Annotated in this window: 19 protein-coding genes and 4 tRNA genes; 11 read left to right on the top strand and 12 right to left on the bottom strand. The window is 67.4% G+C overall.

Annotated features, from left to right (window positions below):
* Positions 1-47 precede the first annotated feature (47 nt).
* Positions 48-140, top strand: a tRNA-Ser gene (locus tag ACUDP5_RS20955).
* Positions 141-228: 88 nt separating this feature from the next.
* Here ACUDP5_RS20955 and ACUDP5_RS20950 read toward each other — a convergent pair.
* The 4 genes from ACUDP5_RS20950 to ACUDP5_RS20935 form a co-directional block, all read right to left on the bottom strand.
* The gene (locus tag ACUDP5_RS20950; RefSeq protein ID WP_263912074.1) at positions 229-552 is read right to left on the bottom strand and encodes a hypothetical protein; all 324 of its coding nucleotides are present in this window, start codon (positions 550-552) and stop codon (positions 229-231) included.
* 82 nt (positions 553-634) lie between these two features.
* Positions 635-1042 (bottom strand): ABC transporter substrate-binding protein, encoded by a 408-nt coding sequence (locus ACUDP5_RS20945; protein ID WP_263912072.1) that lies wholly within the window; start codon positions 1040-1042, stop codon positions 635-637.
* Between the two features lie 316 nt (positions 1043-1358).
* Positions 1359-1775 (bottom strand): DUF5071 domain-containing protein, encoded by a 417-nt coding sequence (locus tag ACUDP5_RS20940; protein WP_445657107.1) that lies wholly within the window; start codon positions 1773-1775, stop codon positions 1359-1361.
* A gap of 80 nt (positions 1776-1855) precedes the next feature.
* On the bottom strand, positions 1856-2281 hold the full coding sequence (locus tag ACUDP5_RS20935) for a hypothetical protein (RefSeq protein WP_445657106.1): 426 nt from the start codon (positions 2279-2281) through the stop codon (positions 1856-1858).
* Between ACUDP5_RS20935 and ACUDP5_RS20930 the strand changes: the two genes are divergently transcribed.
* The 3 genes from ACUDP5_RS20930 to ACUDP5_RS20920 are packed head-to-tail and all read left to right on the top strand — an operon-like array spanning position 2267 to position 9569.
* Complete coding sequence (locus ACUDP5_RS20930; protein ID WP_445657105.1) at positions 2267-5086, top strand: ATP-binding protein; 2820 nt, start codon at positions 2267-2269, stop codon at positions 5084-5086. The genes ACUDP5_RS20935 and ACUDP5_RS20930 overlap by 15 nt on opposite strands.
* Complete coding sequence (locus ACUDP5_RS20925; RefSeq protein WP_445657104.1) at positions 5083-6342, top strand: EAL domain-containing response regulator; 1260 nt, start codon at positions 5083-5085, stop codon at positions 6340-6342. Before ACUDP5_RS20930 ends, ACUDP5_RS20925 begins: the two co-directional genes overlap by 4 nt.
* Positions 6339-9569 (top strand): response regulator, encoded by a 3231-nt coding sequence (locus tag ACUDP5_RS20920; RefSeq protein WP_445657103.1) that lies wholly within the window; start codon positions 6339-6341, stop codon positions 9567-9569. Before ACUDP5_RS20925 ends, ACUDP5_RS20920 begins: the two co-directional genes overlap by 4 nt.
* Positions 9570-9597: 28 nt before the next feature.
* On the opposite strand, the gene ACUDP5_RS20915 is transcribed toward ACUDP5_RS20920, so the two are convergent.
* The 3 genes from ACUDP5_RS20915 to acpA form a co-directional block, all read right to left on the bottom strand.
* Complete coding sequence (locus tag ACUDP5_RS20915) at positions 9598-12942, bottom strand: autotransporter outer membrane beta-barrel domain-containing protein (RefSeq protein ID WP_445657102.1); 3345 nt, start codon at positions 12940-12942, stop codon at positions 9598-9600.
* Positions 12943-13234: 292 nt separating this feature from the next.
* Positions 13235-14278, bottom strand: a complete 1044-nt coding sequence (gene mnmH / locus ACUDP5_RS20910; protein ID WP_445657101.1) for a tRNA 2-selenouridine(34) synthase MnmH — start codon at positions 14276-14278, stop codon at positions 13235-13237.
* A gap of 100 nt (positions 14279-14378) precedes the next feature.
* Positions 14379-16133 (bottom strand): acid phosphatase, encoded by a 1755-nt coding sequence (gene acpA, locus ACUDP5_RS20905; protein WP_445657100.1) that lies wholly within the window; start codon positions 16131-16133, stop codon positions 14379-14381.
* A gap of 203 nt (positions 16134-16336) precedes the next feature.
* Between acpA and ACUDP5_RS20900 the strand changes: the two genes are divergently transcribed.
* The 3 genes from ACUDP5_RS20900 (at position 16337) to ACUDP5_RS20890 (ending at position 17370) form a co-directional block, all read left to right on the top strand.
* Complete coding sequence (locus tag ACUDP5_RS20900) at positions 16337-16966, top strand: TetR/AcrR family transcriptional regulator (RefSeq protein ID WP_445657099.1); 630 nt, start codon at positions 16337-16339, stop codon at positions 16964-16966.
* Positions 16967-17083: 117 nt separating this feature from the next.
* Positions 17084-17160: transfer RNA gene (locus tag ACUDP5_RS20895), tRNA-Arg, on the top strand.
* 133 nt (positions 17161-17293) lie between these two features.
* A tRNA-Arg gene (locus ACUDP5_RS20890) sits at positions 17294-17370 on the top strand.
* 167 nt (positions 17371-17537) lie between these two features.
* Here ACUDP5_RS20890 and ACUDP5_RS20885 read toward each other — a convergent pair.
* On the bottom strand, positions 17538-17756 hold the full coding sequence (locus tag ACUDP5_RS20885; protein WP_263912422.1) for a DUF3079 domain-containing protein: 219 nt from the start codon (positions 17754-17756) through the stop codon (positions 17538-17540).
* Positions 17757-17924: 168 nt separating this feature from the next.
* Between ACUDP5_RS20885 and ACUDP5_RS20880 the strand changes: the two genes are divergently transcribed.
* A tRNA-Arg gene (locus tag ACUDP5_RS20880) sits at positions 17925-18001 on the top strand.
* Positions 18002-18114: 113 nt separating this feature from the next.
* On the opposite strand, the gene ACUDP5_RS20875 is transcribed toward ACUDP5_RS20880, so the two are convergent.
* Entirely contained in the window at positions 18115-18711 is a 597-nt protein-coding gene (locus tag ACUDP5_RS20875; protein WP_445657098.1) for a short chain dehydrogenase, read from the bottom strand.
* Positions 18712-18843: 132 nt separating this feature from the next.
* Between ACUDP5_RS20875 and ACUDP5_RS20870 the strand changes: the two genes are divergently transcribed.
* Positions 18844-19755 (top strand): LysR family transcriptional regulator, encoded by a 912-nt coding sequence (locus ACUDP5_RS20870; RefSeq protein ID WP_263912056.1) that lies wholly within the window; start codon positions 18844-18846, stop codon positions 19753-19755.
* 14 nt (positions 19756-19769) lie between these two features.
* Here the strand turns inward: ACUDP5_RS20870 and ACUDP5_RS20865 are convergent, their stop codons facing one another.
* Positions 19770-20018: a hypothetical protein gene (locus ACUDP5_RS20865; protein ID WP_263912055.1), complete on the bottom strand. Its 249-nt coding sequence runs from the start codon at positions 20016-20018 to the stop codon at positions 19770-19772.
* 101 nt (positions 20019-20119) lie between these two features.
* On the bottom strand, positions 20120-20719 hold the full coding sequence (locus ACUDP5_RS20860; protein ID WP_445659197.1) for a helix-turn-helix domain-containing protein: 600 nt from the start codon (positions 20717-20719) through the stop codon (positions 20120-20122).
* Between the two features lie 211 nt (positions 20720-20930).
* Here ACUDP5_RS20860 and ACUDP5_RS20855 point away from each other — a divergent pair, with 211 nt between their 5' ends.
* A complete protein-coding gene (locus ACUDP5_RS20855; protein ID WP_445657097.1) occupies positions 20931-21599 on the top strand; it encodes a hypothetical protein in 669 nt (222 codons plus the stop codon).
* A gap of 97 nt (positions 21600-21696) precedes the next feature.
* Here the strand turns inward: ACUDP5_RS20855 and ACUDP5_RS20850 are convergent, their stop codons facing one another.
* Positions 21697-22473: an SIR2 family NAD-dependent protein deacylase gene (locus ACUDP5_RS20850; protein WP_445657096.1), complete on the bottom strand. Its 777-nt coding sequence runs from the start codon at positions 22471-22473 to the stop codon at positions 21697-21699.
* A 190-nt stretch (positions 22474-22663) separates the two neighbouring features.
* On the opposite strand from ACUDP5_RS20850, the gene ACUDP5_RS20845 reads away from it, so the two are divergent.
* Positions 22664-23290, top strand: a complete 627-nt coding sequence (locus tag ACUDP5_RS20845; protein ID WP_263912050.1) for a cysteine dioxygenase family protein — start codon at positions 22664-22666, stop codon at positions 23288-23290.
* Positions 23291-23349: the final 59 nt, after the last annotated feature.

Here is a 23349-nt window from a genome sequence, read left to right as displayed (position 1 = left end):
GCCAGGGAAAAACCGTTAAAAAGTCGTGCTAGAATCTCGTTCTCTTCGGAGATGTGCCCGAGAGGCTGAAGGGGCTCCCCTGCTAAGGGAGTATGTGGCTAAAAACTGCATCGTGGGTTCGAATCCCACCATCTCCGCCAGATTCTCAGCCTGGCTTTGCCAAGCTGAATAAAAGCCCGCAGAACTTCCGTTCTGCGGGCTTTTTCGTTTGGCACTGCCGCCAGGCGACTACTTGATCTTGCTGCAACGAAACGCCTCGATGCCTTTCTCGACATAGTGCGGTTCGCGGGCGCAGGCGGCGCGCATGGCCTGGTTGGCCAGGGTCATCAGGTTGGCGGCGTTGGTCATGGCTTCCAGGCCGTCCTGGCTGGGGCCGATCTTGTCGTAGCGTGCCTTGTACTTCTCGGCTTGTTCGCTGTAGGCAAAGGCACGCATCACGTCGGCATAGGCGATGGCGCGCGAGATGTCGCCGGCGGTGGGTTTCTTTTCGGCGGCGAAGGCGGGGCTGGCCAGCAAGGCCAGGGCGAGCAGGGCAGCGGAGGTGGCTTTCATGGTCGTCATCGGGTGTGTTCTCGCGGGTTGTCCGAGGTGGGCCGGCCGGCGGGGCGCATCAGCGGCGCGCGGCGCATTGCCATCACCACATCTTGCAGGTCGTGCCGTGGTTGACGAGGTCACCGCCGACGACGATGCCTTGCTCATTGACGTGCAGCATGGTGTAGCAGCTGGCCACGCCCGTGCGTCGTTGATAGATGGTGCCGGTGTTGTTGCCGAAACCGTAGCTGACGCCGCCGGGCGGGGGCACGTAGAAGGTACCCACCGCTTCGTCCCACGAGACTTCGCCGGAGGTCTGCCACTGGTAGACCAACTGGCCGACCGGCAGGTCGTCGCTGGCGTAGACGCGGTCGGGCACGCCCCACTCGGCCACGATGTCGTTCACCGGTTTGCCCTTGTGGCGCATCATCGCCACGTCCCAGGTGGTGCAGCCGCTCAATACGGCGCCGAACAGGCAGGCCGCCAGGGCTTTGAAAAAGCTGAATCGCACGTTTGTTTTCCTTGTTCAGATGCCAGACAGGTTCCCTACGCGCCGCATCATGCCAGCAGCCTGTGACGCTGGCGAGAGGGGGGTGTGGCGTGGATTCAACAGCCTGTTCGTACCCCGTTTTGCCCGGCAGATCGGCGTTGCCGGGGTTCCCATCGGGCAAGGTTCGGGAAAAGCGGGGGCGCTTCATAGGGCGATGGGATTGCGGCGAGCGTGCGGCACGTCGCGCGTGGCAGCCCAGGCCTGCGCCGCGTCGCTTCAAAGTGTTTACTTCTTTTACATTTGCGGGAGGATGGGGGGCGGTTTTGTCGCGGTGCCTTTAGCGGCTTGCGTGCAGCGTGGCCAGGATCTGGCCGGCGAGTTCGTCGACGCCTTCGTCGCGCTCGGCCTGGCTGGGCTGCGCCGCCAGGCGCGTCAACTGCGGTTCCATCGCCAGGGCGAGGGGGGCGGACGCGCTGACCAGATAGGCCAGAACGTTGTAGGTCCAGATGGGGTCATCGGACGCGAGGATCGTGCGCACGTGGTCGGCCAGCGGCGCGCCGATGCTGGCCAGAAAGGGCGCCAGCACGCGGGCGACGGGCCAGTTGATGTCCTGCATCCAGACGAGCAGGGCAGGCAATTGCGCGTGTACGGCGGGATAGCCCGACGCCACGATGATCTCTGCGCCGAGCAGGTCGTGTTTGTGGGTGGGCACCGCGTTGGCGGGATTGCGGGAGGAGTCTGCGTCGGCAGGCAAGAGGGGGCTCCTTGAGTGCCCGGGCCCGGCGCGTTGGCGACGGCATTCGCGGGCTGGGATCGGATCAGTCGGTCAAGGCGTCAATGGTTCAACGCCTGCGCATACTTGGCACGGGCGTCGATCGTGCCATCGTACGAGATGTTGCGGATGCGTTGCTGCTCGTCGAGTTCGGTGTTCGTCCAGGTATAGACGTGACGGCCTGCAATGGTGCGCGCGCTGCTGGGCACGCCCAGGCTGTCCATCGTCAGGGAGACCGGTTGGCCTCGCAGGCGGGCGAAGCCGCTGTTCAACTGATCGGTGACGCAGGTTGCCACAAGTAGGACGATGAAACCTTGCGGGTTCACGCAGTCCTTTCGGTAGCAAGCCTGGCAGGACGCACCGCCTTTGAGAATATTCTCAACCCTGCCGCCGACGTCGAAATTTATGATCATTTCATGATCGTAAAGCCCCGCATGCGGGAAGCATTGACGGCGGCGGCCCCGGGTTTGCCCATGCTTCTTCTTCACCTGTTCGCCGTCGCCCTGACGGCCTGCATTCTGGTGGGAACGGCGCTGTACGCCTATTGGTCGTTCACGGGGGAAGTCTCGAAATACCGCCGCCGGATGAATGCCGGCGCCTACAACGCACAGCTGTATTTCGACCAGCGCGAGGCGTTGCTGCGGTCGGTGGCGGCATCGGCGGTGCGCAATACCGATCGCATGCCCGTGTCGCGCACGCCGCGCACGTTTGGCGAGACCGGGCAGATCAGCGTCGACCCGCTAGTCGAGACGGACGGGGGCTATGAGTGGGCGCTGATCCTGACCCCGCGCGATCGCGCGGACGTCGCGCGGTTGCAGGCGCAGATCGTGTACGCCTCGCCGACCGATACGGCGGTCCGCCGACTGGCAGCCCGGGCCGCGGACGGCGCGCTTGCGGCGGCTGCCGGCGGCACGGCGGCGGCCACGTCCCCCTTGCCTGACGATATCTCCCGCTGGCTGGCGCACGCGCTGCGCCAGCGCGATACCGGCGCGGGTCGCGATGGCCGCACGCCGCTGGTGTGGCTGCGTCCGCCGATGGATCCGGCCAATCGATTGTTCCTGTACACCCCCGTGGATATCGACGGCGCCGAGCAGACCTGGATCGGGCTGGAGATGGGCGGACTGGGCGCGGTGGTCGGCCAGGCGCAGTGCGCAAGCGGCGGCGCGAGCTACGCCTTGTATGACGGCAACGGCGTGATGGCGCTGCACAGCGGCAATCTGCCGGCGCGCGTCGACGAGACGGCCGCACACCTGTCGCACGATGCATTCCGGTTGCAGGGCGACGGCTGGTGGCCGCAGACGCTGGTGCTGGTGAAGTCGGTGGGCGAGGCGGGTTGGCGGCTGGCGTATTTCGTGCCGATCAGCGATCTGCTGGAAGATGGCGCGCGTTCGTTCTGGACGGCGGGCGGGGTGGCGGCGCTGCTGATCGCCATCGTGCTGCTGGCGGTGCGCCATATCCGGAACCGGCTGGTCAGGCCTGCGTTGCGGCAGTACGAAGCCCTGGTCGACAGTGTGGCGCTGAACCAGAAGATCGTCGAAGTGGCGCCCGTGGGCCTGTGCCTGCTGCGGCGCTCGGACGGGGCCTTGCTGTTGTCCAATGCGGCCGCGCGGCAGTGGCTGGGCGAGCAGGACCAATGGCGTGAAACGCTGCGCCAGGCGGGCGCGCAGACGGGCGGCAAGGAATATGCGCTGGCCGATGGCCGCAGCGCCTACCTGACGTTTGCCGCGACGACGTACCAATCCGAAGACGTGGTGTTGTGCGGGATCAGCGACATCACGGCGCAGAAAGGGGTGGAACGCGCGCTGCGCAGCGCCAAGCTGGCGACCGACCAGGCCAGCGAATCCAAGGCCATGTTCTTTGCCACCATCAGCCACGAAATCCGCACGCCGCTGTACGGCATCCTGGGCACGCTGGAACTGCTGGCGCTGACCGGGCTGTCCGGCCAGCAGGAGCAGTACCTGCGGACCATCCAGCAGTCGTCGTCGACGTTGCTGCGCACCATCAACGGCACGCTGGACCTTTCGCGTATCGAGGCGGGGCGGGAAGAGCTGGAAATCGGCCCCTTCTCGCCGGCGGACGTGGTGGAACAGGTGGTGGCCAATTACCTGGCCCGGGCGCAGGCCAAGGGCCTGGACCTGTATGCCATTACCGAGGTCGGCATGCCGCCGACGACGCAGGGCGATGCCATCCGCGTGCTGCAGATCCTGAACAATCTGGTCAGCAACGCGATCAAGTTCACCGAGTCGGGCAGGGTGGTGCTGCGGGCCCGCGCCGAACCCGACGGACCGGGGCGCGTGCGGCTGCGCTTTCAGGTGGCGGACACCGGGCCGGGCATCTGCGAGAGCCATCGCACACGCCTGTTCGAACCCTATTTCCGTGGGCCGACGGCGCAGGATGGGGATGTCGCCGGCACCGGCCTGGGCCTGACCATATGCCGGCGCCTGTCGGATCTGATGGGCGGGACCTTGTCGGTGATCAGCGAGGAAGGGCTGGGGACCAGCATTTCATTCTGCCTGACCTTGCCGACCGCGACGGACGAGGCGTCGGCGGCGGCGCCGGTCGAGTTGCAGCCGCACGCGGTCTATGTGGATGGCGCGGTGCCCGAGGTGGTGGGCAACGTGTGCAGTTGGTTGAATGCGTGCGGCGCGATCGCCTTGCCTTACCGCAGGCAGTCGGACGCGGCCGACCTGGCGGGCGCCGTGCTGGTGCAGGCCTGGCCGCCGGCCGCGGCGGCGCCGCGCTGGTGCCAGCCGCGGGTGCGCGTGCTGGCGCCGGGGGCGGGGCAAGAGGCGTTCATGGCCTCTGCCGGCCGCCAGAGCCTGGCCAGCGCCTGCAATCCGGCCAGCATCTGCCGCGCGGTGCGGATGGCGCAGGATGGCGAGGAAGGCGGCGAGCAGGATCCGGACGGCGCCCGGCCGCGGCGCCTGGGCTTGCGGGTGCTGGTCGTGGAAGACAACGCCATCAACCAGCTGATCCTGCAGGAACAGCTGGAACATCTGGGCTGCACGGTGACGCTGGCGTCCGACGGCGGGCAAGCGCTGCGGCGTTGGGACGCCGAGCGCTTCGACCTGGTGCTGACGGACCTGAACATGCCCATCGTCAACGGATTCGAACTGGCGCGGTCGTTGCGGGACGGCGGCTATGCCGGCCCGCTCATCGGCCTGACGTCGAGTTCGGCGGCCGAGGTCGCCCAGCGTGCACTGGCGGCAGGCATGAGCCAGGTGTTGTCCAAGCCGCTGCCGTTCATGGCACTGGCGCAAACCTTGCATGGCATCGCAAAGGAACTGAAGTGAACAGGCTGTCCGATTACAAAGTGCTGGTGCTGGACGATCACGCCTTGCAGTGCCTGCAGTTGAAAGACCTGCTGGAAGAGGCCGGCTTTGGCCGCGTGGATACGCTGGAGAGCGCGCCGGACGCGTTGGCGCGAATCCGCGACGAGGGCTATCACCTGGTGGTGATGGATGTCAGCATGCCCGGGATGGACGGGGCCCAGTTCATCCACGCGCTGGCGCGCCTGAACCTGCGGCCGATCCTGGCGATCGCCACCGCGTGTTCGCGCCGGATCGCCAACAGCATCGGCCTGATGGCCAAGGAAAGCGGCTTTGCGATGCTGGGGGCCTTCGTCAAGCCGGTGACGCGCGAACAGATCGCGGGCCTGGCGGACCGCCTGCGGCACCGGCCGGTCGAAGGCCTGCCGGTGCCGCAGGGCGATGAGGACGATGCCCGCAGCCTGCTGGACCGCCAAAGCGTGGTGGCCGCGCTGCGCGACGGCAGCATCCAGGCGTGGTTCCAGCCCAAGAAGTCCCTGGCGACCGGCGCCATCGTCGGGGCCGAGGCGCTGGTGCGCTGGCGGCATCGCGGGCTGGGGTTGATGATGCCGGGATCGTTCCTGCGCACCGTGCGCGACTATGGGCTGGACCTGGAGCTGCTGATGCGCATGCTCGAAGACAGCCTGGCGGCCAGCCGTGCCTGGCGGCGCCTGGGACACCGCATCCCGGTGTCGGTGAATCTGCCGGTCAGCCTGCTGGACCGGCCGCAACTGCCGGACGAACTGTACGAACAGGTTACCCATGGCGGCATCCCGGCCGAAGACGTAACATTCGAACTCCTCGAGGACGACATGACCGTGACGCCCGGCAACTACTACATGGGGGCCAGTCGCTTGCGGTTGAAGGGGTTCGGCCTGTCGCAAGACGACTTCGGCAAGGGATATAGTTCGATGTACAGCCTGATCTCGACTCCGTTCACCGAACTGAAGATAGACCGCGCCTTTGTCCATGGCGCCGCAGGCGACGAGGTTCGCGCGGCCGCGCTGGTCTCGTCCGTGCTGCTGGGCCGGCAACTCGGGCTGCAAGTCACGGCGGAGGGCGTGGAAACGCTCGAAGACCTGCAATTCCTGCGCCGCATCGGCTGCGACTGCGTGCAGGGTTTCCTGATTTCGGCGGCGGTCGACCTGCCCACGTTCAATGGCCTGCTGGCCAACGAACCCGGCAACGAGGCGGCGCCCGCGCCATTGCTGGCGATTCCCGACCAGGCGGGTTGCAAATGAAACTGGACACGCCGCTCATCAAGGTCATCCGCGCCTCGCGCCGGCTCAATATCGCGCTGTTTGGCGTACTGCCGTTGTTGCTGGTGCTGGGCGGGGTCCTGTATTGGGGCGGCCAGCGCATCCTGCAGCAGGAAGAGGAAAAGCTGCGTATCGATTTCTCGATCCTGACGGGCTATGTCCGCGCCCATGAAACCATTTTGCAGGGCCTGCGTGCGCAGGGCCAGAACCCGGACGGCCATCGACTGGTATCGGCGACCCCGGTGAGCGAGACGCCGGGTTTCGAACGGGCGTCGTGGGCATTCTTCGATGGCCAGCACGCGATTGCGGCCATGCCGTTTTCGCTGCTGTGCCAAAGCCCGGATTCGTGTCCGGTGGTGGATGGGGTGTTCTTCGGCATCGGCGGCTACATGTCGGATTTCTATTCCACCCGCTGGGCGGCGTCGGTGTTTCCGGCGTCGCCGCTGTTCATCATTTCTCCGGGCCAGCAACTGAGCCTGAGCGTGCCGGCGATCTCGGCCGTTTCCGGCTATGAGCCGTTGACCCGGGCGGCCTTCCTGTCGGTGGTGGATGCGGTACACACGGCGTCCGGCGGCACCGATCCGGATGATCGCACCCTTGGCGACGGCGCCAAAGTCACCTGGCTGCGCGATCCGGACCTGCCCCACTCCATGATCGCCATGCTGCCGGTGATGCTGCCGTTGAATACCCGGGACGGCACGGTGACCCAGCGGCGCAACGTCTATGCGGTGTCGTTGCTCAACCGCAGCCGCGTCAGTGTCGCCGAGCGGGTGTTGAACGTGCCGCTGTACGACCAGTTCTGGCTGCAGCGCCAGGACGGCACGGTGCTGATCGGCGAGGGGCCGCCGCCGCAAGTGGCGAAGGCCGGATTTCATTTCACCTCGCAAGGCCTGATCCTGCGCATCGCGGACCGCACCGCGACCTGGACCGCCTTCTACCGCGTGGGCTATGGCGGCTTCTTTCGCGCCAACATGTGGCTGCCGGTGGCGGTGCTGCTGATGTTCGGCATCGGCCTGGCCGCGGGCGCCGGTTATCTGTTCTGGTACAACCGGCGCGTGATCCAGCCCGCCGAGCTGGCGCACCTGGACATGGTCGAAAGCGAGGAATTCAGCCGCACCGTGCTGGACACGGCGCCGGTCGCGCTATGCGTGCTGTCGCGGCCCGAGGGGCGGGTGGTGTTCGGCAATGCCCTGGCGGCGCAGTGGCTGGGCATCGGGGTGGGCGAACAGCTGCACGATTCGCCGGATGCCAACAAGCTGCTGCGCCAGGTGCTGGGGGCGACGGCGCCGGGCACGATCGAAACCTTCCGCACTCATGATGACCGGCCGCTATTCGTGGCCTTCGCGCCCACCCGCTACAAGAAGCAGGACGTGGTGCTGTGCGCGTTTGCCGACATCAGCGCCCGCGCCGAGATGGAACACACCCTGGCGCAGGCCAAGCAGCAGGCCGACCGCGCCAACGAGGCCAAGTCGACCTTCCTGGCCACGATGAGCCACGAGATCCGCACGCCGCTGTATGGCGTGCTGGGCACGCTGGAAGTGCTGTCCCTGACGCAGCTGGACGAGGCGCAGCGCCGCCACGTGGACCGCATCCAGGATTCGTCGGTGATCCTGCAGCAGTTGATCAGCGACATCCTGGATATCACCAAGATCGAATCGGGACAGCTGGCGCTGGAAATGGACCGCTTCGATCCGCGCGAACTGGTGCAGGCCTGCGTGGCCTCGTATGCCGGCATGGCCGAGCAGAAGGGCCTGGTGATCTACAGCTGCGTCGATACGGCGGTGCCGGCCTGCGTCATGGGCGATGGCGGGCGGGTCAGGCAGATCCTGAACAACCTGGTCAACAACGCGATCAAGTTCACCGATTCCGGCCATGTCGTGACGCGGTTGCGGGCCGAAGACCTGCCGGGCGGCCGGGTGCGGCTGCATATGCAGGTGGTCGATAGCGGCGTGGGCATCAGCGCCGAAAACCAGGTCCGCCTGTTCGAGCCGTTCTACCAGATCGACAGCGGCTCGCATCTGGTGCGTGGGGCCGGCATCGGCTTGTCCATCTGCGCCAGCCTGGCCGAGCTGATGGGCAGCAGCATCCAGGTCACCAGCGAGCCCGGCCTGGGCAGCAGCTTTTCGCTGGCCATCGATCTCGATGTGGCCGAGGCGCGGCCGGCGCCCGCGCCCGATCTGGCCGGCGTGCGTGTGTATGTGCGCAGCTCGCGCAAGGAACTGAGCGAGAACATCTGCCTGTGGCTGGCGCATTGGGGCGCCTCGGCCTGCCTGGCGCCGGCGCAGCCGCCTCGCGACGGCGCGCAGGACGGGGTGCTGGTCGACGTGCATATTGCTGGCGATGTGATGCCCCCCGTGCCGTGGCCCGGGCTGGTGGTGTCGGCAGGGGGCGGCGAACCCCTGGCCGCGACGCCTTACCCGGCCGACCGGCACGACCTGTTCAGCATCGGTTTTGCGGTGGCGCGTTGTGCGGCTGGCGACGCCGACGTGGTTCGCGAAACGGTCGCGGTACGCTATGCGCCGCTGAACCTGCGGGTGCTGGTGGCCGAAGACAACCCGATCAACCAGGTCACCATGCGCGACCAGCTTGAGCAGCTGGGCTGCCAGGTGACGGTGGCGCCGGATGGCGCCGAGGCCCTGGCGCAATGGCACATCGCACCGTTCGACGTGGTGTTGACGGACGTGAACATGCCGCGCATGAACGGCTATGAATTGGCGGGCGCCTTGCGTGCGCTGGATGCCGCGGTGCCCATCATCGGCGTGACGGCCAACGCCCTGAAAGACGAAGAAGCCCGCTGCAAGGCGGCGGGCATGAACCACTGGCTGGTCAAGCCGATCAAGCTGAGCCTGTTGTGGAATCAGTTGCGCGCCTGTCGAGGCGGGGCTGACGTGGCCCCGGCACGGCCGGCACCCTTGCCCGCGGCGCCGGCCGTGCCGGCGATACCCGCGAAGTACCGCGAGGTCTTTCTGCAGACCATGGGCCAGGACCTGGCGAGGCTGGAGCAGGCGCAGGCCGCCGGCGACGCCCAGGCGCTGCGCAAAGTGCTGCACCGCATGCGGGGCGGTTTCGCGGCGGTGCAGGCGCGCGATCTGCAGCAGTTGACGCAGCATGCCGAAGACCGGTTGGTGGCGGGCGGCCTGAACGACGCCGCCCGCGCCGGCCTGGCCGCCTTGACAGCGGCGCTGGGCCAGGCGCTGGCCGAGGTGTGAACCGGGCGCGGCGCTGCCCGGGCGCAGGCTACCAGCGGTAGCTGACATTGAGCATCCCGCCATAGCCGCGCTGATCGTGTTCGCCGGCCTGGCCGAACACGTGGCCGGACACTTGCACCCGCTTGCCCACGCGGCCTTCCGCGCCCAGTTTCAATTCCAGCGCGTTGCGCGCCGGCTGCGCTGCCAGGGTGTTCTCGCCCATGCGCACCTTCGGATTGCCGCCGTTGTGCAGCCAATTGGTCTCGAGGAACGGGCGCACCGCCGGCTTGTCGGCCTGGGGCGCGGTGCGCGGATACACGCGCACGCCCACGCGTGATTGCCAGGCATTGTCGGCGTCGCTGCGCATGCGGGTGCCTTGCAGCGTGGCGTCCTTGGCGTCATAACGGCTGTAGATGACCTGCGCATTCGGTTCGATCACCAGGGCTTCCAGGGTCGAGCCGGCCGCAAAGGGCTGGATCGCGTAGCCGGCTTCCAGCGAGGCGCTCCAGACGTTGGAACGATAGCGGACCGATCCCAGTTCGCTGCTGATCTGGTTGCGGTAGCGGCCGTACTGCAGCCAGGTGTCGGCATAGGCGCCCAGGCGGGTGAGATCGTTGGCGTAGTAGGTGCCGTATACCCCCACCGCGTAGCCGGAGACCTTGCCGCGGGCCCTCGCATGGGTCGATGCATGGGCGCCGGGAAGCATCAGCGTCGACACGGCGCGCGAGCGCGCATCGCCATAGCCGCCCATCAGGCCGGCGTAGGCGGCGCCGTCCTGGCCGACGGCAGCCTTGAACAGGTCGCCGCCCAACTGCACCATGGCGCTATCGGTATCGACATCGACTCGCCCTTCCGACATGCGCAGGCCGCTGTCGTGGCGCCCCTGCACCCGGGCCCACAAGCCGCGGCCGGTCGCCGCAGTGGCGTCGCCATCGGCATAGGCCGGTACGCGGTCATGCAGGCTGTGCGTGAACAGGCGCGTGCTGGCCAGGCGGTTGCCGGCCCAGGCGCCGCTTTCCGGCGATACGTTCTTGAAGCCGTTGCCGGGCAGCACTGGCTCGGGCGGCGTCACGGGCGGGGCGGGGACGTCGGGATCGGTCGGGTTCGTCGGGTCGGTGGGGCCCGGCGGCGCCGTGGGCGGCGTGTAGTCGGACGTCAGGTACCAGTCCGGTGCCACGCCGCCGTTGCCGCCGCGCACCAGGCTGTAGTCGTAGCCGTTCAGGGACACGGTGGCGGCGCTGGCGCGGTAGCCGGTGGACCCGCTGTCCAGGCGGAACGCGTCGGGGGTGGTGGTGCCGCCGTTGACGGTCTCGACGACCCGGATGCCGTATTGGGTCTGGCCACCGTCGCCGCCCGCGTTGACGATGCGCAGCGACGTGTTGCCCGACGTGGTGCCGCCGTCGATGACGAGCTTGTCGGTGGGCGACGCATCGTCGCCCAGTTGCGTGTTGAGCACCAGCGTGCCGCCGCCGACGTAGTTGTTGACCGTCAGCGTCTTGAAGCCCGTGCCGCCGGCCGGTGCGGCGAAGGCCACGGTACCGGCGTTGTTCAGCGTGCCCAGGCTGGAGTCGTTGCGCACGGTCCAGGCGCTGGCGCTGTCCAGCGTCAGGCTGTTGATGCGGCCGGGGCCGCGTTGTACCAGCGCGCCGGTCAGCGCCGAGCCGTTCTTGAGCGATACGTCCAGGATGCCGCTGTCGGCCAGCACGTCGCCGGTCAATACGGCGTTCGACGCGTCCAGGTTGACCTGTTCGCTTTCGATCACGGTCGACACGCCGCCGCTGGTCACGGTGACCGAGCGCGAATGCAGCAACACGCCGCTATCGATATCGCCGCCCGTGCGTGTCGTGATGTTGGAATCCGACACCAGGAAGGTATGGCCGCCGCCGGAGGCGAGCAGGCCCACGCCGTCCTGGGTGCTGATCTGGCTGCCATTGCGCAGCACGACGCTGTTGCTCAGCCCGGCGGCCGTCAGGTAGCTCCAGATGCCGTTGGCGCTCGCGCCCTGCAAGGTGAAGCGGGTGTTGTCCAGGGTCACGGCGGCGCGGTTGCTCATCGACAGCCCGGACGCATTGGCGCCGGACGTGTTGACGACGGTGTTGCGCGCCGACAGGCTGGCGCCGGTGCCGCTGGCGAACAGGCCATAGGCGGTGGCGCCGCGGGTGGTGACGTTGACGTCTTCCAGCGTGATGGCGGCGCCGCCCACGCGCGCCAGCACGCCGACCGCGCCGTCGCCCTGGGTATCGATGTCGACGCGGGTGGCCTGGATGGTGGCCGAGCTGCCGTATTCGCGCGACACATACAGGCCATGGGCGTTGTTGCCCAGGGTCTTGACGGTGCCGTCGGTCAGCGTGACCACGCCGGCGCGGTTGTCGATGCCCAGGTGCGCCGACGTGATGTCAAAGCGGTTGGCCGTGAAGGCCGTGCCGGTGGACGGCAGCCACACGCCGGTGCCCAGGTAGCCCAGTGCCGAGATGGACACATTGTCCACCACGGCCGAGGTGTTCGTCGCGTTGATGTTCAGGCCGTAGCTGACGTCGCCGGTGGACACGAGCGTGGCGTTGCGGATGTCGGCAACCGAGGCGGGGCCGCTGCCCGAACTGAGCATGATCGCCGCGCCGCTTGACGTGATGCTGCCACCGTCCATCTCGAAACGGCCGCCTTCGACGCGGGCGCCGGCGCCGTTGGCCGCGTTGACCACGGTGCCGCGCAAGGTCACGAGGGAATTCTGGTCATTCACGTTCACGCCAGGTGCAAGATTGCCGGTGACGGTGATGGTGCCGCCTTCTATGGCGATGCGACCGCCGCTGTCGACGTAGGCGCCGCCCGCGTTGTACAGCGATGTGGCGACGGTGACGTCCTTGGCGGTGATGACGGCATTGGCGCCTTCGGCGCGCAGGCCGCTGCTGCCGCTGCCCGACGTGGTGACGCTGCCGCCGTCCAGCTCGATGCGGCCGCCGTTCTGTGCGTAGACACCATGCGAATAGGCGCCTTGCGTGGAAATGTCGGTGTGCGCGGCGGTGATCAGGCTGCCGGCGCCGATGGCGGCCAGGCCGTGCGCGCCCTGGCCGTCGCCCAGCGTCTTGATGGTGCTGCCCGTCAGCGCAGCGCTGCCGCCGGCGCTGGCGCGCACGCCGATGGTGGTGCCCGCCGAGGCCGAGCCGGCATTGACGGCGATGCCGTCGCCGCGCACGTCGTTGCCGGCTACGGAAACGTCGATGGCGCCGCCGGTGCCGGCATGCGTGACGGTGTCGCCGGGGTTCAGCGTGACTTGCGTGCCGCCGGCCGGGTCATTGACGAGGACCTGGGCGAAGTCCGCGGCCAGGGCAGGGCCGGAAAAGGCGGGCAGCGTGGCGGCCAGCACGCCCAGCATGATGGGGTTCAGGGGGATGCGCATTGAGGGCTCCTTGGCCCTTGGCCTTGGCGCACCCGTACACATCGATCAGAACCCGGTCGGAGACACTCCGCATTGTTCAAGCGTACTGGCACGCACCGGACAAAGGCGATGACGTATCGGTAGCCTTCATGTTGCGTTGCGGCAGGACACTAAAAAACAGGACGATTCTCAAAAGCGCTGCATTGATTGGCAGGAGTGGTAAGCGACTGAAAACCAGAAGATTCTCAAACCCGCGAGCGCGATTCAATGCCTTGACGAGGGGGCGTGCGTCGTCCGTCGTTGGCTGGCCAGATCAGGCCAGGCGGTCGAGCAATGCGCGCGCCTGCGCCACGACGTCGGCGTCGTTGGGCCGGAAGGTCAGCGGCAAGGCCTGCGCAAGATGCGTGAAATGGGCCTGGCTGCTGCGCAGGTAGGTGGGGTCGTAGTGCCGCTCGATCAGTTCGCGCGCCAGGTCGGCGCGGCGGCCCTCGTCGATCATGCCGTGCCAGGCGGCAACGGTGTCGCGGCTGTGCAGGCCGACCATGCGTTGCAGCTGTACCTTGAACCACTCGGGATGCGCGAACAGCTGCGCGTAGTCCTGCTGCAGAAAGGCCGCGCGGTCTTCGCGGCTGGCGGTGACGGCGACGCAGGCGCCTTGGTGCATGGCTGCCAACAGCGCCGCCGGCAGCGCTACCGCGCCGATCTTGCGGCTTTCGGCTTCGACGAAGACCGGCCGGGCCGGATCGAACTGGCGCAGGCCGCAAGCCAGGCGGGTGTCGAACCCTTTTTGCGTGGGCTGCGCGGTGCCGGGCCAGCCGCCCAGCAACGAGCCACGGTGGGCGGCCAGCGCCTCCAGGTCGAGTGTTTGCGCGCCGGCCTGCGCCAGGGCGCCAAGCAGGCGCGTCTTGCCGCTGCCGGTGGGGCCGGTGAGCACCACGAAACGCAGCGTGGGCGGCAGGGTGTCCAGCGTATCGAGCGTGGCGCGGCGGTAGGTCTTGTAGCCGCCGTCGAGCTGGCGGGCGCGCCAGCCGATCATGTTGAACATCACGGTCATCGAACCCGACCGCTTGCCGCCGCGCCAGCAGTAGATCAGCGGTCGCCAGCCCTGCGGGCGGTCGGCAAAGGTGGTGTCCAGGTGGGCGGCGATGTTGCGCGCCGCCAGCGTGGCCCCCAGGCGGGTCGCCTCGAAGGGCGATTGACGGTACAGCGTGCCCACGCGGGCGCGCTCGTCGTTGCTGAACACGGGCGCGTTCACGGCGCCGGGGATGTGGTCGTCGGCGAATTCCAGCGGCGAGCGCACGTCGATGATTTCGTCGAAATCATCCAGTCTGTCCAGGCCGGCGAGCAGGTGTTTCAAGGTGGAACCATCCAGGGGGGATGGCGCATTCTCGCATGCGGCACCGCCTGGCGGCATGCCCGCGGCCGACGCACGGGGCGCCGGCCGCGGGCCTGGCCCCTTACGCGCTGAACGCCAGCGCGTTGGTCAAGTCGCCCATGGGCTGCTGGCCGCGGGCCTTCATGGCGTCGTCGCGGGCCTTCAGGCCGTCAAGCGTGGGCAGGTCGAACAGGCGCGTGGCCAGGCGCAGGATCGAGCCGGTGTCGTAGAGGGTGTGGTCGACGGCGCCCTTCCTGGCGAAGGGGGATACGACGAGGGTCGGGATGCGCGTGCCGGGGCCCCAGCGGTCGCCTTGGGGCGGCGCCACGTGGTCCCACCAGCCGCCGTTTTCGTCCACGGTGATGACCACCACCATGTTGTCCCATTGCGCGCTCTTGCGCAGGCTGTCGACGATGTGCGCGATGTGGCGATCGCCCGAGTCCACGTCGGCGTAGCCGGCGTGCATGTTCAGGTTGCCTTGCGGCTTGTAGAACGTCAGCGGGGGCAGCTTGCCGGCTTCGGCGTCGGCCAGGAATTTGTTGGTCGACGACAGGTCGCCCAGGCCGCCGTCGCGCAGGTGCGCGGTGCGGGCCGCGGTGCCGGGGCCGGTGCTCTTGAAGTAGTTGAACGGCTGGTGGTGCGCCTGGAAGTTGGGCGACGACGGAAAGCCGGTGTTGGCCGTCGAGTCGACCGCCGCTTGCCAGCCGCCGGCGTACCAGGCCCAGTCCAGGCCCTTGGCGCTCATCAGGTCGCCGATGTTGCTGTGGTCCTGCGGCACCATGGTCTGCGGGCTGGTGGCATCGGCCAGTTCGGGATGCGTGGCATCGCGCGAGAACGACGGCCAGTAGGGCGGGGCCATGGTGTTGACGCCATAGCCGTCCGGCGTCAGCGCGCTGGCGCCGAACTGCGGAATGCCGGTGAGGGCGCTGGCAGGCGAGGTGGGCTTGGGTTGCAGGCGCGGGTCCGTGGGGTCGCTGCTTTGCAATTGCGCGATCTGGGTACTGGCGACCGACGTGGTGGCGTTGGGATAGAACGGCGGACGGCCCGCCACCAGGTACTGGTGGTTCAGGAACGAGCCGCCGAATGCGCCCTGGAAGAAGTTGTCGCACAGCACGAATTCCTGGGCCAGCTTCCACAGGCGCAGGTTGTAGGCGGAATCACTGTAGTGGCCCATGACCAGTGCGCCCGAGTCGGCCCAGGCCACGAAGCGGTCGTTCTTGCCGCCGTTGATCTGCATCTGGTTCTGGTAGAACACGTGCCAGAGGTCGCGCGTGACCACGCCTTGCGGCAGCGGTTCGCCCTGCGGACCGCGCAGGTCGAACGGCGCGTTGGCCAGGTTGTTCATGTAGGGCGCGGCCTGGTCGACCTGGTAGGTGATGTGGTTGGCCTGTTGCGAGGTGGGCACCATGCCGCCCCACACGGGCGGCAACACCGACAGCGGGGTGCCGTCGCGGTCGTTCTGCGTGTAGTCGGCGGCGGTCAGCGCGGACAGCGGCTTTTCCACGCCGGGGAAATTGGCGAACAGGTTATTGAAGCTGCGGTTCTCGGCGAAGATCACGACCAGCGTCTTGACGTTCTTGCGCAACTGCGCGGTCACGTCGGGCGCGGCGGGCGGCGTGGCCGGCGGCGGGGGCGTCGTGGTGCTGTCGTTGTCGTCATCGCTATCGCTGGAGCAGCCGGCCAGCGCACCCAGCGTGGCGGCGCTGGCGCCGAGCGCGGCGATGCCGGTCAGGAAGCCCCGGCGGGTGGCGCGGACGGGCGAGTCGGCGGTCACGGAATCGGCGGCCGTCGGCGTCGCGGCAGCCTGCGCGTTCGCGCGCTTTTCTTTTTCAGACATGGTTGTAGACCTATGCGGATAGGGCGGCGCCCTGTCATGGCGCCACGGGATCGCCGGATGACAGCCGGCATCGTTAACGGCCGCTAGGCTAGTGACGCCAGGTTCTATCGATGTGACGTTCTGCTGTCGGCAAGCTGTACGCCGGGCGGGCAGGCACGGATTTCCCTTAGACTTGTGAAATTGGTGAAACCCGAGTGAAAGCTATGACCGACATCCCCGCAGACGAATCCGCGCGCAAGGCGGCGCCGTCGCGTACCAAGCCGCCGGAAGTGCGGCTGGACGAACTGATGGGTGCGGCCCAGGCGCTGTTCCTGGAAAAGGGCGTGGACGCCACCACCATCAGCGAGATCACGGAAGCGGCGGGCGTGGCCAAGGGCACGTTCTACGTCTATTTCCCGTCCAAGCAGGAAATGCTGGCCGCACTGGCCGAGCGTTACGTGCGCCACTTCGTGCAGGCGCTGGACGAGGCGATCTCCGCGTGCGATGAAGACGACTGGGTCGGGCGGCTGCGCGTCTGGATCCACGCCAACGTCACGACCTATCTGCGGACGTACCGGGTGCACGACATCGTCTTCACGCACACGCATCACCATGCGCGCGAGGGCCATACCGAGAACGACGTGATCCGGCAATTGAAGGGCATCCTCGAGGCCGGCATGCGGGCCGGCGCCTGGAAGCTGGACAATCCCCGCATGACGGCGCTGTTGATCTACGCCGGCGTGCACTGCGCAACCGACGACGCGATCCTGGCCCGGTTGTCGGACGTCACGGATTTCGCTACCGGCATCGCCGACGCCTACTTGCGCATGTTGGGCGTGCCGGCGCGCGGCTAAGGGGCGAGTCGGCGCGGCGCGCGGACCGCGATGGAGCCGCGCTGCATGACGGCATCTATCCCCCCTGACTTGCACACTTTGCGAAACAACGCTATGATTCAAGGCTTGCTTTTTCACGCGCCCGTAGCTCAGCTGGATAGAGTACCTGGCTACGAACCAGGGGGTCGTAGGTTCGAATCCTGCCGGGCGCGCCATTGAAATTCCTGCACGGGGTTCAATGGAAATCGTGAATCGTGAATCGTGAGTCGTGAAAAACGAAAGCGAAAACGAAAGCAAATGCAGTGCGGCGGTAAGATTATTCTGATATAATTTTGCCTCTTTGCCGGAGCGCCCGTAGCTCAGCTGGATAGAGTACCTGGCTACGAACCAGGGGGTCGTAGGTTCGAATCCTGCCGGGCGCGCCAAATACCGCAAAGAAGAACGTCAAGAAATACGCAGTAAAAATGAAAAGGCCTTTGATCTCGCATCGAAGGCCTTTTTGTTTTGCCCGCGGGTTTCGTGGGTGTGATGCGTGGCACGCGTTGTGTGCACGTGTCTTGTGCATCGGGATATCGCGTATGACCGGCGTCTTTCAGTCCGTGGCGGGGCGGGCCGGCGCGACAGGCTTGTCTTCGCTGTCTTCCAGGTCCCAGTGGCCAACGGTGTACCAATCGTCGCCCAGCAGTTCGGCGGGGTGCAGGGTGCGGCCCGAGCCATTGCCGCAGGCCAGCGCGTCGGTCGGGCAGTAGCGGTCGCAGCCCCAGCAGATGCGTTCGGGGTGCTTGGGATGCAAGGGAAATTTCTTGGCCATGGCGCGGGTAGGGGGGCGGCATGCGTGCCGGCCAGTCCAGCGTACTGCGGCCTGCGTGGGCGCCATTTGACGTGGCGCAAGCCATGCGCAGCGCTGCCCCGGCGCGAAAACCCGCCGCGCTGATTTGCAGACCCATCCTGCTTCATGTTATAAACACGCCTCTTTAGCGCGCCCGTAGCTCAGCTGGATAGAGTACCTGGCTACGAACCAGGGGGTCGTAGGTTCGAATCCTGCCGGGCGCGCCACCTTATTTGAACGGCCTGACGGTTTTCCGTCAGGCCGTTTGCTTTGGTGAATCGCGAGATGCGCCCTGGTCTGGTGGAACGCGCGCGTTCCTGCTGTACCCGCGCGCTTCGCGTTACCAGACGCGGTAGGTCTGGCCCGTCTGGGCCCCTTCGACGCTGCGGCTGTAGGCCAGCGCCACGCGCTTGGCGGGGGCGGCTTCGAAACCCAGGAAGTAGGGGCCATAGCCTTCCCACGATTCCTGCAGCACCGTCGGGCTGACCGAGTTGATGCGCGCGCCTGCCAGTTCCACGGCCGCACCCCGCACGAAACCATCGATGGCCGAGTTCACGGCCGAGGCATTGGCGCCGAAGCGGATGGGCTCGTCGCTGACGATGCCGCTGGTCAGCGTGATCGAGCCGCCCTGGTTCAGGTAGTGCTGGCCGATCAGTGCCAGGTCGACCTGGCCCAGCAGCTTGTCGTGCAGGCCGATCTTGAATTGTTCGGCGGTCATTTCCGCCAGCGGGCCGAAGTGCAGCGCGCCGGCGGTGGAGACGATGGCATCGACCTTGCCCACGCGTTCGAACAGGGCGCGGATGCTGTCGCTACGGGTGATGTCCACCTGGTATTGGCCCTGGGTCTTGCCCACGGCGATGATGTCGTGGCGCTGGCCGAGTTCCTGGGCCACGGCGCGGCCGACGGTGCCGCTGGCGCCGACTAGAAGGATTTTCATGGTGGTTTCCTGTTGATCAGTGAATGGGGCGCCGCGGACCGTCCGCCAGCGCATGAAAGCATTCTGCCGCGGGCATTCCTATGGAAAAATCCAGGAATGGTTGGAACACTTCACACTCAGGGTGCGTAATTCATGGATCGTCTGCTCAGCATGGAGATCTTCGTGGCGGTGGTCGAGCTGGGCAGCCTGACGGCCGCAGCCGCGCGCCACGAGATGTCGCCCGCCATGGCCGCCAAGCACATCAAGGGGCTGGAGGCGCGGCTGGGGCTGCGCCTGATGAACCGCACCACCCGCCGGCAGAGCCTGACCGAAGCGGGCCAGGCCTACTATGTGCGGTGCAAGGCCATCCTGGCCGACATCCGCGACGCGGAGCAGGGCGCCGAAGCGCTGCGCGTGGCCCCGCGTGGCACGCTGCGCATCACCTCGACCGTATCGTTCGGCTCGGTGGCCCTGGCGCCCGCCGTGGCGGATTACCTGGGCCTTTATCCGGACGTCAGTGTCGAGCTGGCCTTGAGCGACGTCGTCGAGGACATGGTCGCCTCGCGCTACGACCTGGCGGTGCGCATTGGCGAGCCGCAGGATTCGGGGCTGGTTGCGCGTCGCATCGGCAGCTACCAGATGATCATCTGCGCCGCGCCCGCCTACCTGGCCCGCTACGGCACGCCGGCCACGCCCGCCGACCTGGCCCGCCACCAGTGCCTGGACTTTTCGTATTGGGGGCGCCGTACGGGCTGGCGCCTGGCTGATGGCGCGGGCGGCGACGCCGATTACCCGCCGACCAGCCGCTTCATTTCCAACAATGGCCAGGCCCTGCGGCAGGCGGCACTGGCCGGTTTCGGCATCGTGCTGCAGCCTGAGATCCTGCTGGCCGACGATGTGCGCGCAGGCAGGCTGGTGCCCATCCTGCAGCCGCATTGGCCGGCCGCCCGGCCCATCACGTTGCTGTACGCCAAAGACAGGCAGGCGCTGCCCAAGCTCACGACGTTCGTGGAGTTCGTCGTGGCGCGGTTCGCGCAGAAGGCCGGCGGGCGGCGAGGCAGGTAGGGGGGATGCGGGCGTCAGCCGCGTCGTCGGTCCATTGCCGTCAGGCAGGTGCCGTTCTTGATCAGCTGGTAGACCTGTCCGCCCAGCCACGCGACCTTTTCGCCTGAGCTGGTGCGGCAGACGCAATGCGTCTTGGGATCGAAGCGGGACGTTCCCAGGGCCGAATAGGCGTCCGGGTCCGAAACGAAGCGTTCGATGCGGTACAGCGTACCGTCCGGCGCGGTAGCCAGGACGTCGGTCAATCGTCTTGCGGTTCCGAGCATGTGAAGTACCTCCGATGCGCGGGGCCGTCTTTCACGCGGCGCCAAGGTTGCTCGAACATTGCCATGGGTTCGGGCCAGGGTCGGGAGGACCCCGGTCGATATCAATGGACATGTCCTCCTAACGATGAATCATCGAGCTGGTCGGGTGAGACGCCCAGGGCTTCCGAGATGCGGTCCAGGATGATCTGGCGGGGCCGCGGGCGAGGCCTTTCCAATTCGATGTAAATGGAGTGATCCACCCCCAGGCGGGCAGCCATATCAGCGGTGCTGATATTCAGGTGCTCGCGCCAGGCGCGTATCAGGCTCCAATCGTTGCCGGTTTTTAGACTTGCGACAGCTGATGGTACGACGCTTTTCTTTGCAGCGGGTGGTTTATGCGTGGAGGTGGGGCGGCAGGCATCCCGCAGCGTATTTCTGGCCTTGGCGCTTTTGCGAGCGTCAGGGGGCGGCGCGGTGCCAGGCTCGGCGGTGAAGATCGTGCCGCCATTGATCTGGCGGTAGAGATTCTCGCCGATCCAGCACAGGGCTTCACCGTTGTCGAGCATGCATTCGCAATCCAGGTGGTAATTGCTGGGAATGCTCTCGAGCTTGGCGATGGTTTCCGTGGTCGTGGCATGCCGTACCACCCGGTGCAGGACACCGTCCGGCGAACGCACGAACACGTCGGGAAGTCTCCAGGAAAACGGAATGATGATCTCCAGGGCTGCAAGGATTATCTGCCACTGTATCCCTCTGCGCGTACGGTGAGATTTGGGGTTTCCCCTGCATCGCCGACGCTTGTTCATCGTAGTCCTCTCGCCATCAAACATCTTCACAAATCTTCACGGCGCAACGTGCTGTGCGCGGCCGAATGCCAGCAAGATTGCGAGTTGTTCGTCAGCGCCCGCCCCAGTTGCCGTGATGTCTTCGCCTGTGATCGACACCCCGCGATCCGCGCCGCGCGCGCACCGCATCACCTGGTGGGCCGCCGGACTCGCGTGTGGCCTGCATGCCCTGGTGGCGTGGTGCCTGTGGCGCGAGGCGGGCGAACGGCCCGCCATGCCGTGGTCACCACGGCAGGAAGCGGCATTCTTCGTGGACGTGTTGCCGGCCGAGCCGGCGCGGCGCGAGGCCTTGCCCGCCGCGGCGCCGCCCGCGCAGCCAGCCGCGGCGCAGGAACCGGGCGCATCCGCTGAGCCGGCCCGGTCGCAAGCGTCGGCCAGACCTCAAGAACCCGCCAGTCGGCAGGCGCCGCCGAAGCGGCTCCCCGCCGTGCCCGCCATCCCCTCAAGACAACAGGCGACCCCGGCATCGCCGAATGCCTCGTCGTCAACGGCCAAGCCGTCATCGGCGCCCGCCGCGGTATCGCCGCATGATTTCCGCTGGCGCGGCGAAGACGCCGCCGCGCAAGGCGCGCCGCGCGCGCGTGGGCAAGCGCGCGTGGACCTCGCGCCCAAGCCGCGGGCCGAGCCATCGGCATTGGCCAAAGGCATCGCCCAAAGCGCCAGGCCGCCTTGCCGCGACGCGCATGCCCATCTGGGATTGCTGGCCTTGCCGTTGCTGCTGGCCGATAGCGTGCGCGATGACGGCTGCAAATGGTAGCGGGGCGGTCGGCGCACAGGCAGCGCCCGGGCTTGCGCAGGCGCGCCTTGTCGCGGTCATGCGATGGCGATCGCGGGGCGCGCGGCACCGCCGCGATTCAGAACCCCGCCGCCTCCAGCAAGCGTGGCATGACTGCTGCGGCCGCGCCGCGCACGTTGTAGTGGGCCTGCGCATCCAGCGGCGTGGCCGCGGGATTGACCTGCACGACCGTCGCCCCGGCCCGCAACGCGTGCAGCGGCAACTCGGCAGCGGGATACACCAGCGCCGACGTGCCGATGGCCAGGAACAGATCGCATTGCTCGGCGGCCGCTTGCGCGGCCTGCCACGCCCCGGTCGGCAGGCTTTCGCCAAACCACACCACCCCGGGCCGTATCGGCGCGCCGCAGTGCACGCATGCCGGCGGCGTGATCGCGCGGCCTTCGTCAGCCAGCGCATCCGCGCCCTCCGCAGCAAACGTCGCGGGGCGCGCGCAGCGCGAACAGCGCGGCGCATGCAGGCTGCCGTGCAGATGCAGCACCTCGTCGCTGCCCGCGCGTTCATGCAGGTTGTCGACGTTCTGCGTGATCAGCGTCAGCGCAGGCACGTGGCCGGCCAGCGCGGCAATCGCGCGATGCGCCGCATTCGGCGAAGTGCGATCGACCTGCGCACGTCGCCATTCGTACCAGCCCCAGACCCTGTCCGGCTGCGCCGCAAACGCTTCGGGCGTGGCCAGCGCGCTGGCGTCAAAGCGCGACCACAGACCCGTAAGCGCATCGCGAAACGTCGCAATGCCGCTTTCGGCCGACACGCCGGCGCCCGTGAAGACGACGACGTTCACCGCCCGCGCCAACGTGTCGGCCAGCGCGGGCGGAATGGAAAGTGGGGCAGCGGTCATCGCGGAAACCTCTCAAGTGAACAGCCCGCTACGCTGCACGCGCGGGCAGGGGGCTGTCAAGCGTTGCCGGCGCCGCCCACGCCGCCAGGCATTGCCGCCGACGTCCCGAATCATGGATACTGGACAGCCTGATTGGGATTGTTCAACGGCAAGGCCCGGACGCGGCCCTGCCCGACCCGGAGACACGAGCATGTCCGAAGCACCCGCCGGCCTGGACCGGTTGCGCCATTTCATCGCCACCGCCACCCGCCTGGCCACGCCCGCCGGACTGGCGCAGTCCCCCGAACTCGAAGCCGAATTCGCCGCCCTCATCCGCCACGACGACTGGCTGCCCGACGCCTGTACCGTGCCCCACCCGCAGTACTACCAGCAATACCTGCTGCACTGCGACCCCCTCGAACGCTTCAGCCTCGTCAGCTTTGTCTGGGGCCCAGGCCAGCAAACCCCCGTGCACGACCACGAAGTCTGGGGCTACGTCGGCATGCTGCGCGGCGCCGAAGTCAACCAGCGCTACACCCGCGCGGCCGACGGCCGGCTGTCCACCCTGGGCCAGCCCGACACCTTGCGCCCCGGCGACGTAGAACGCCTGTCACCGCAAGAAGGCGACATCCACCGCGTCTCCAACGCCTTTGCCGATCAAGTCTCGATCAGCGTGCACCTGTACGGCGGCAACATCGGCGCCGTCTCGCGCCATGTGTACGACCCCGCCACCGGCCAGGCCAAACCGTTCGTCTCCGGTTATTCCGCGGCCAGCATCCCCAACCTGTGGGACCGCTCCGCCGCCGTGCGCGCCGCGCTGCCCGTCCAGCCCGCCTGAGGCCTGTTCGCGGGCCGGCGCCCGTGCTATGTTCGCGTCCTAAATATTGGGAAATACCA

Source organism: Achromobacter sp. NCFB-sbj8-Ac1-l (assembly GCF_052695805.1).
The sequence above is the reverse complement of the archived record's forward strand: the minus strand, read 5'-3'. Positions and strand labels throughout refer to the sequence as shown.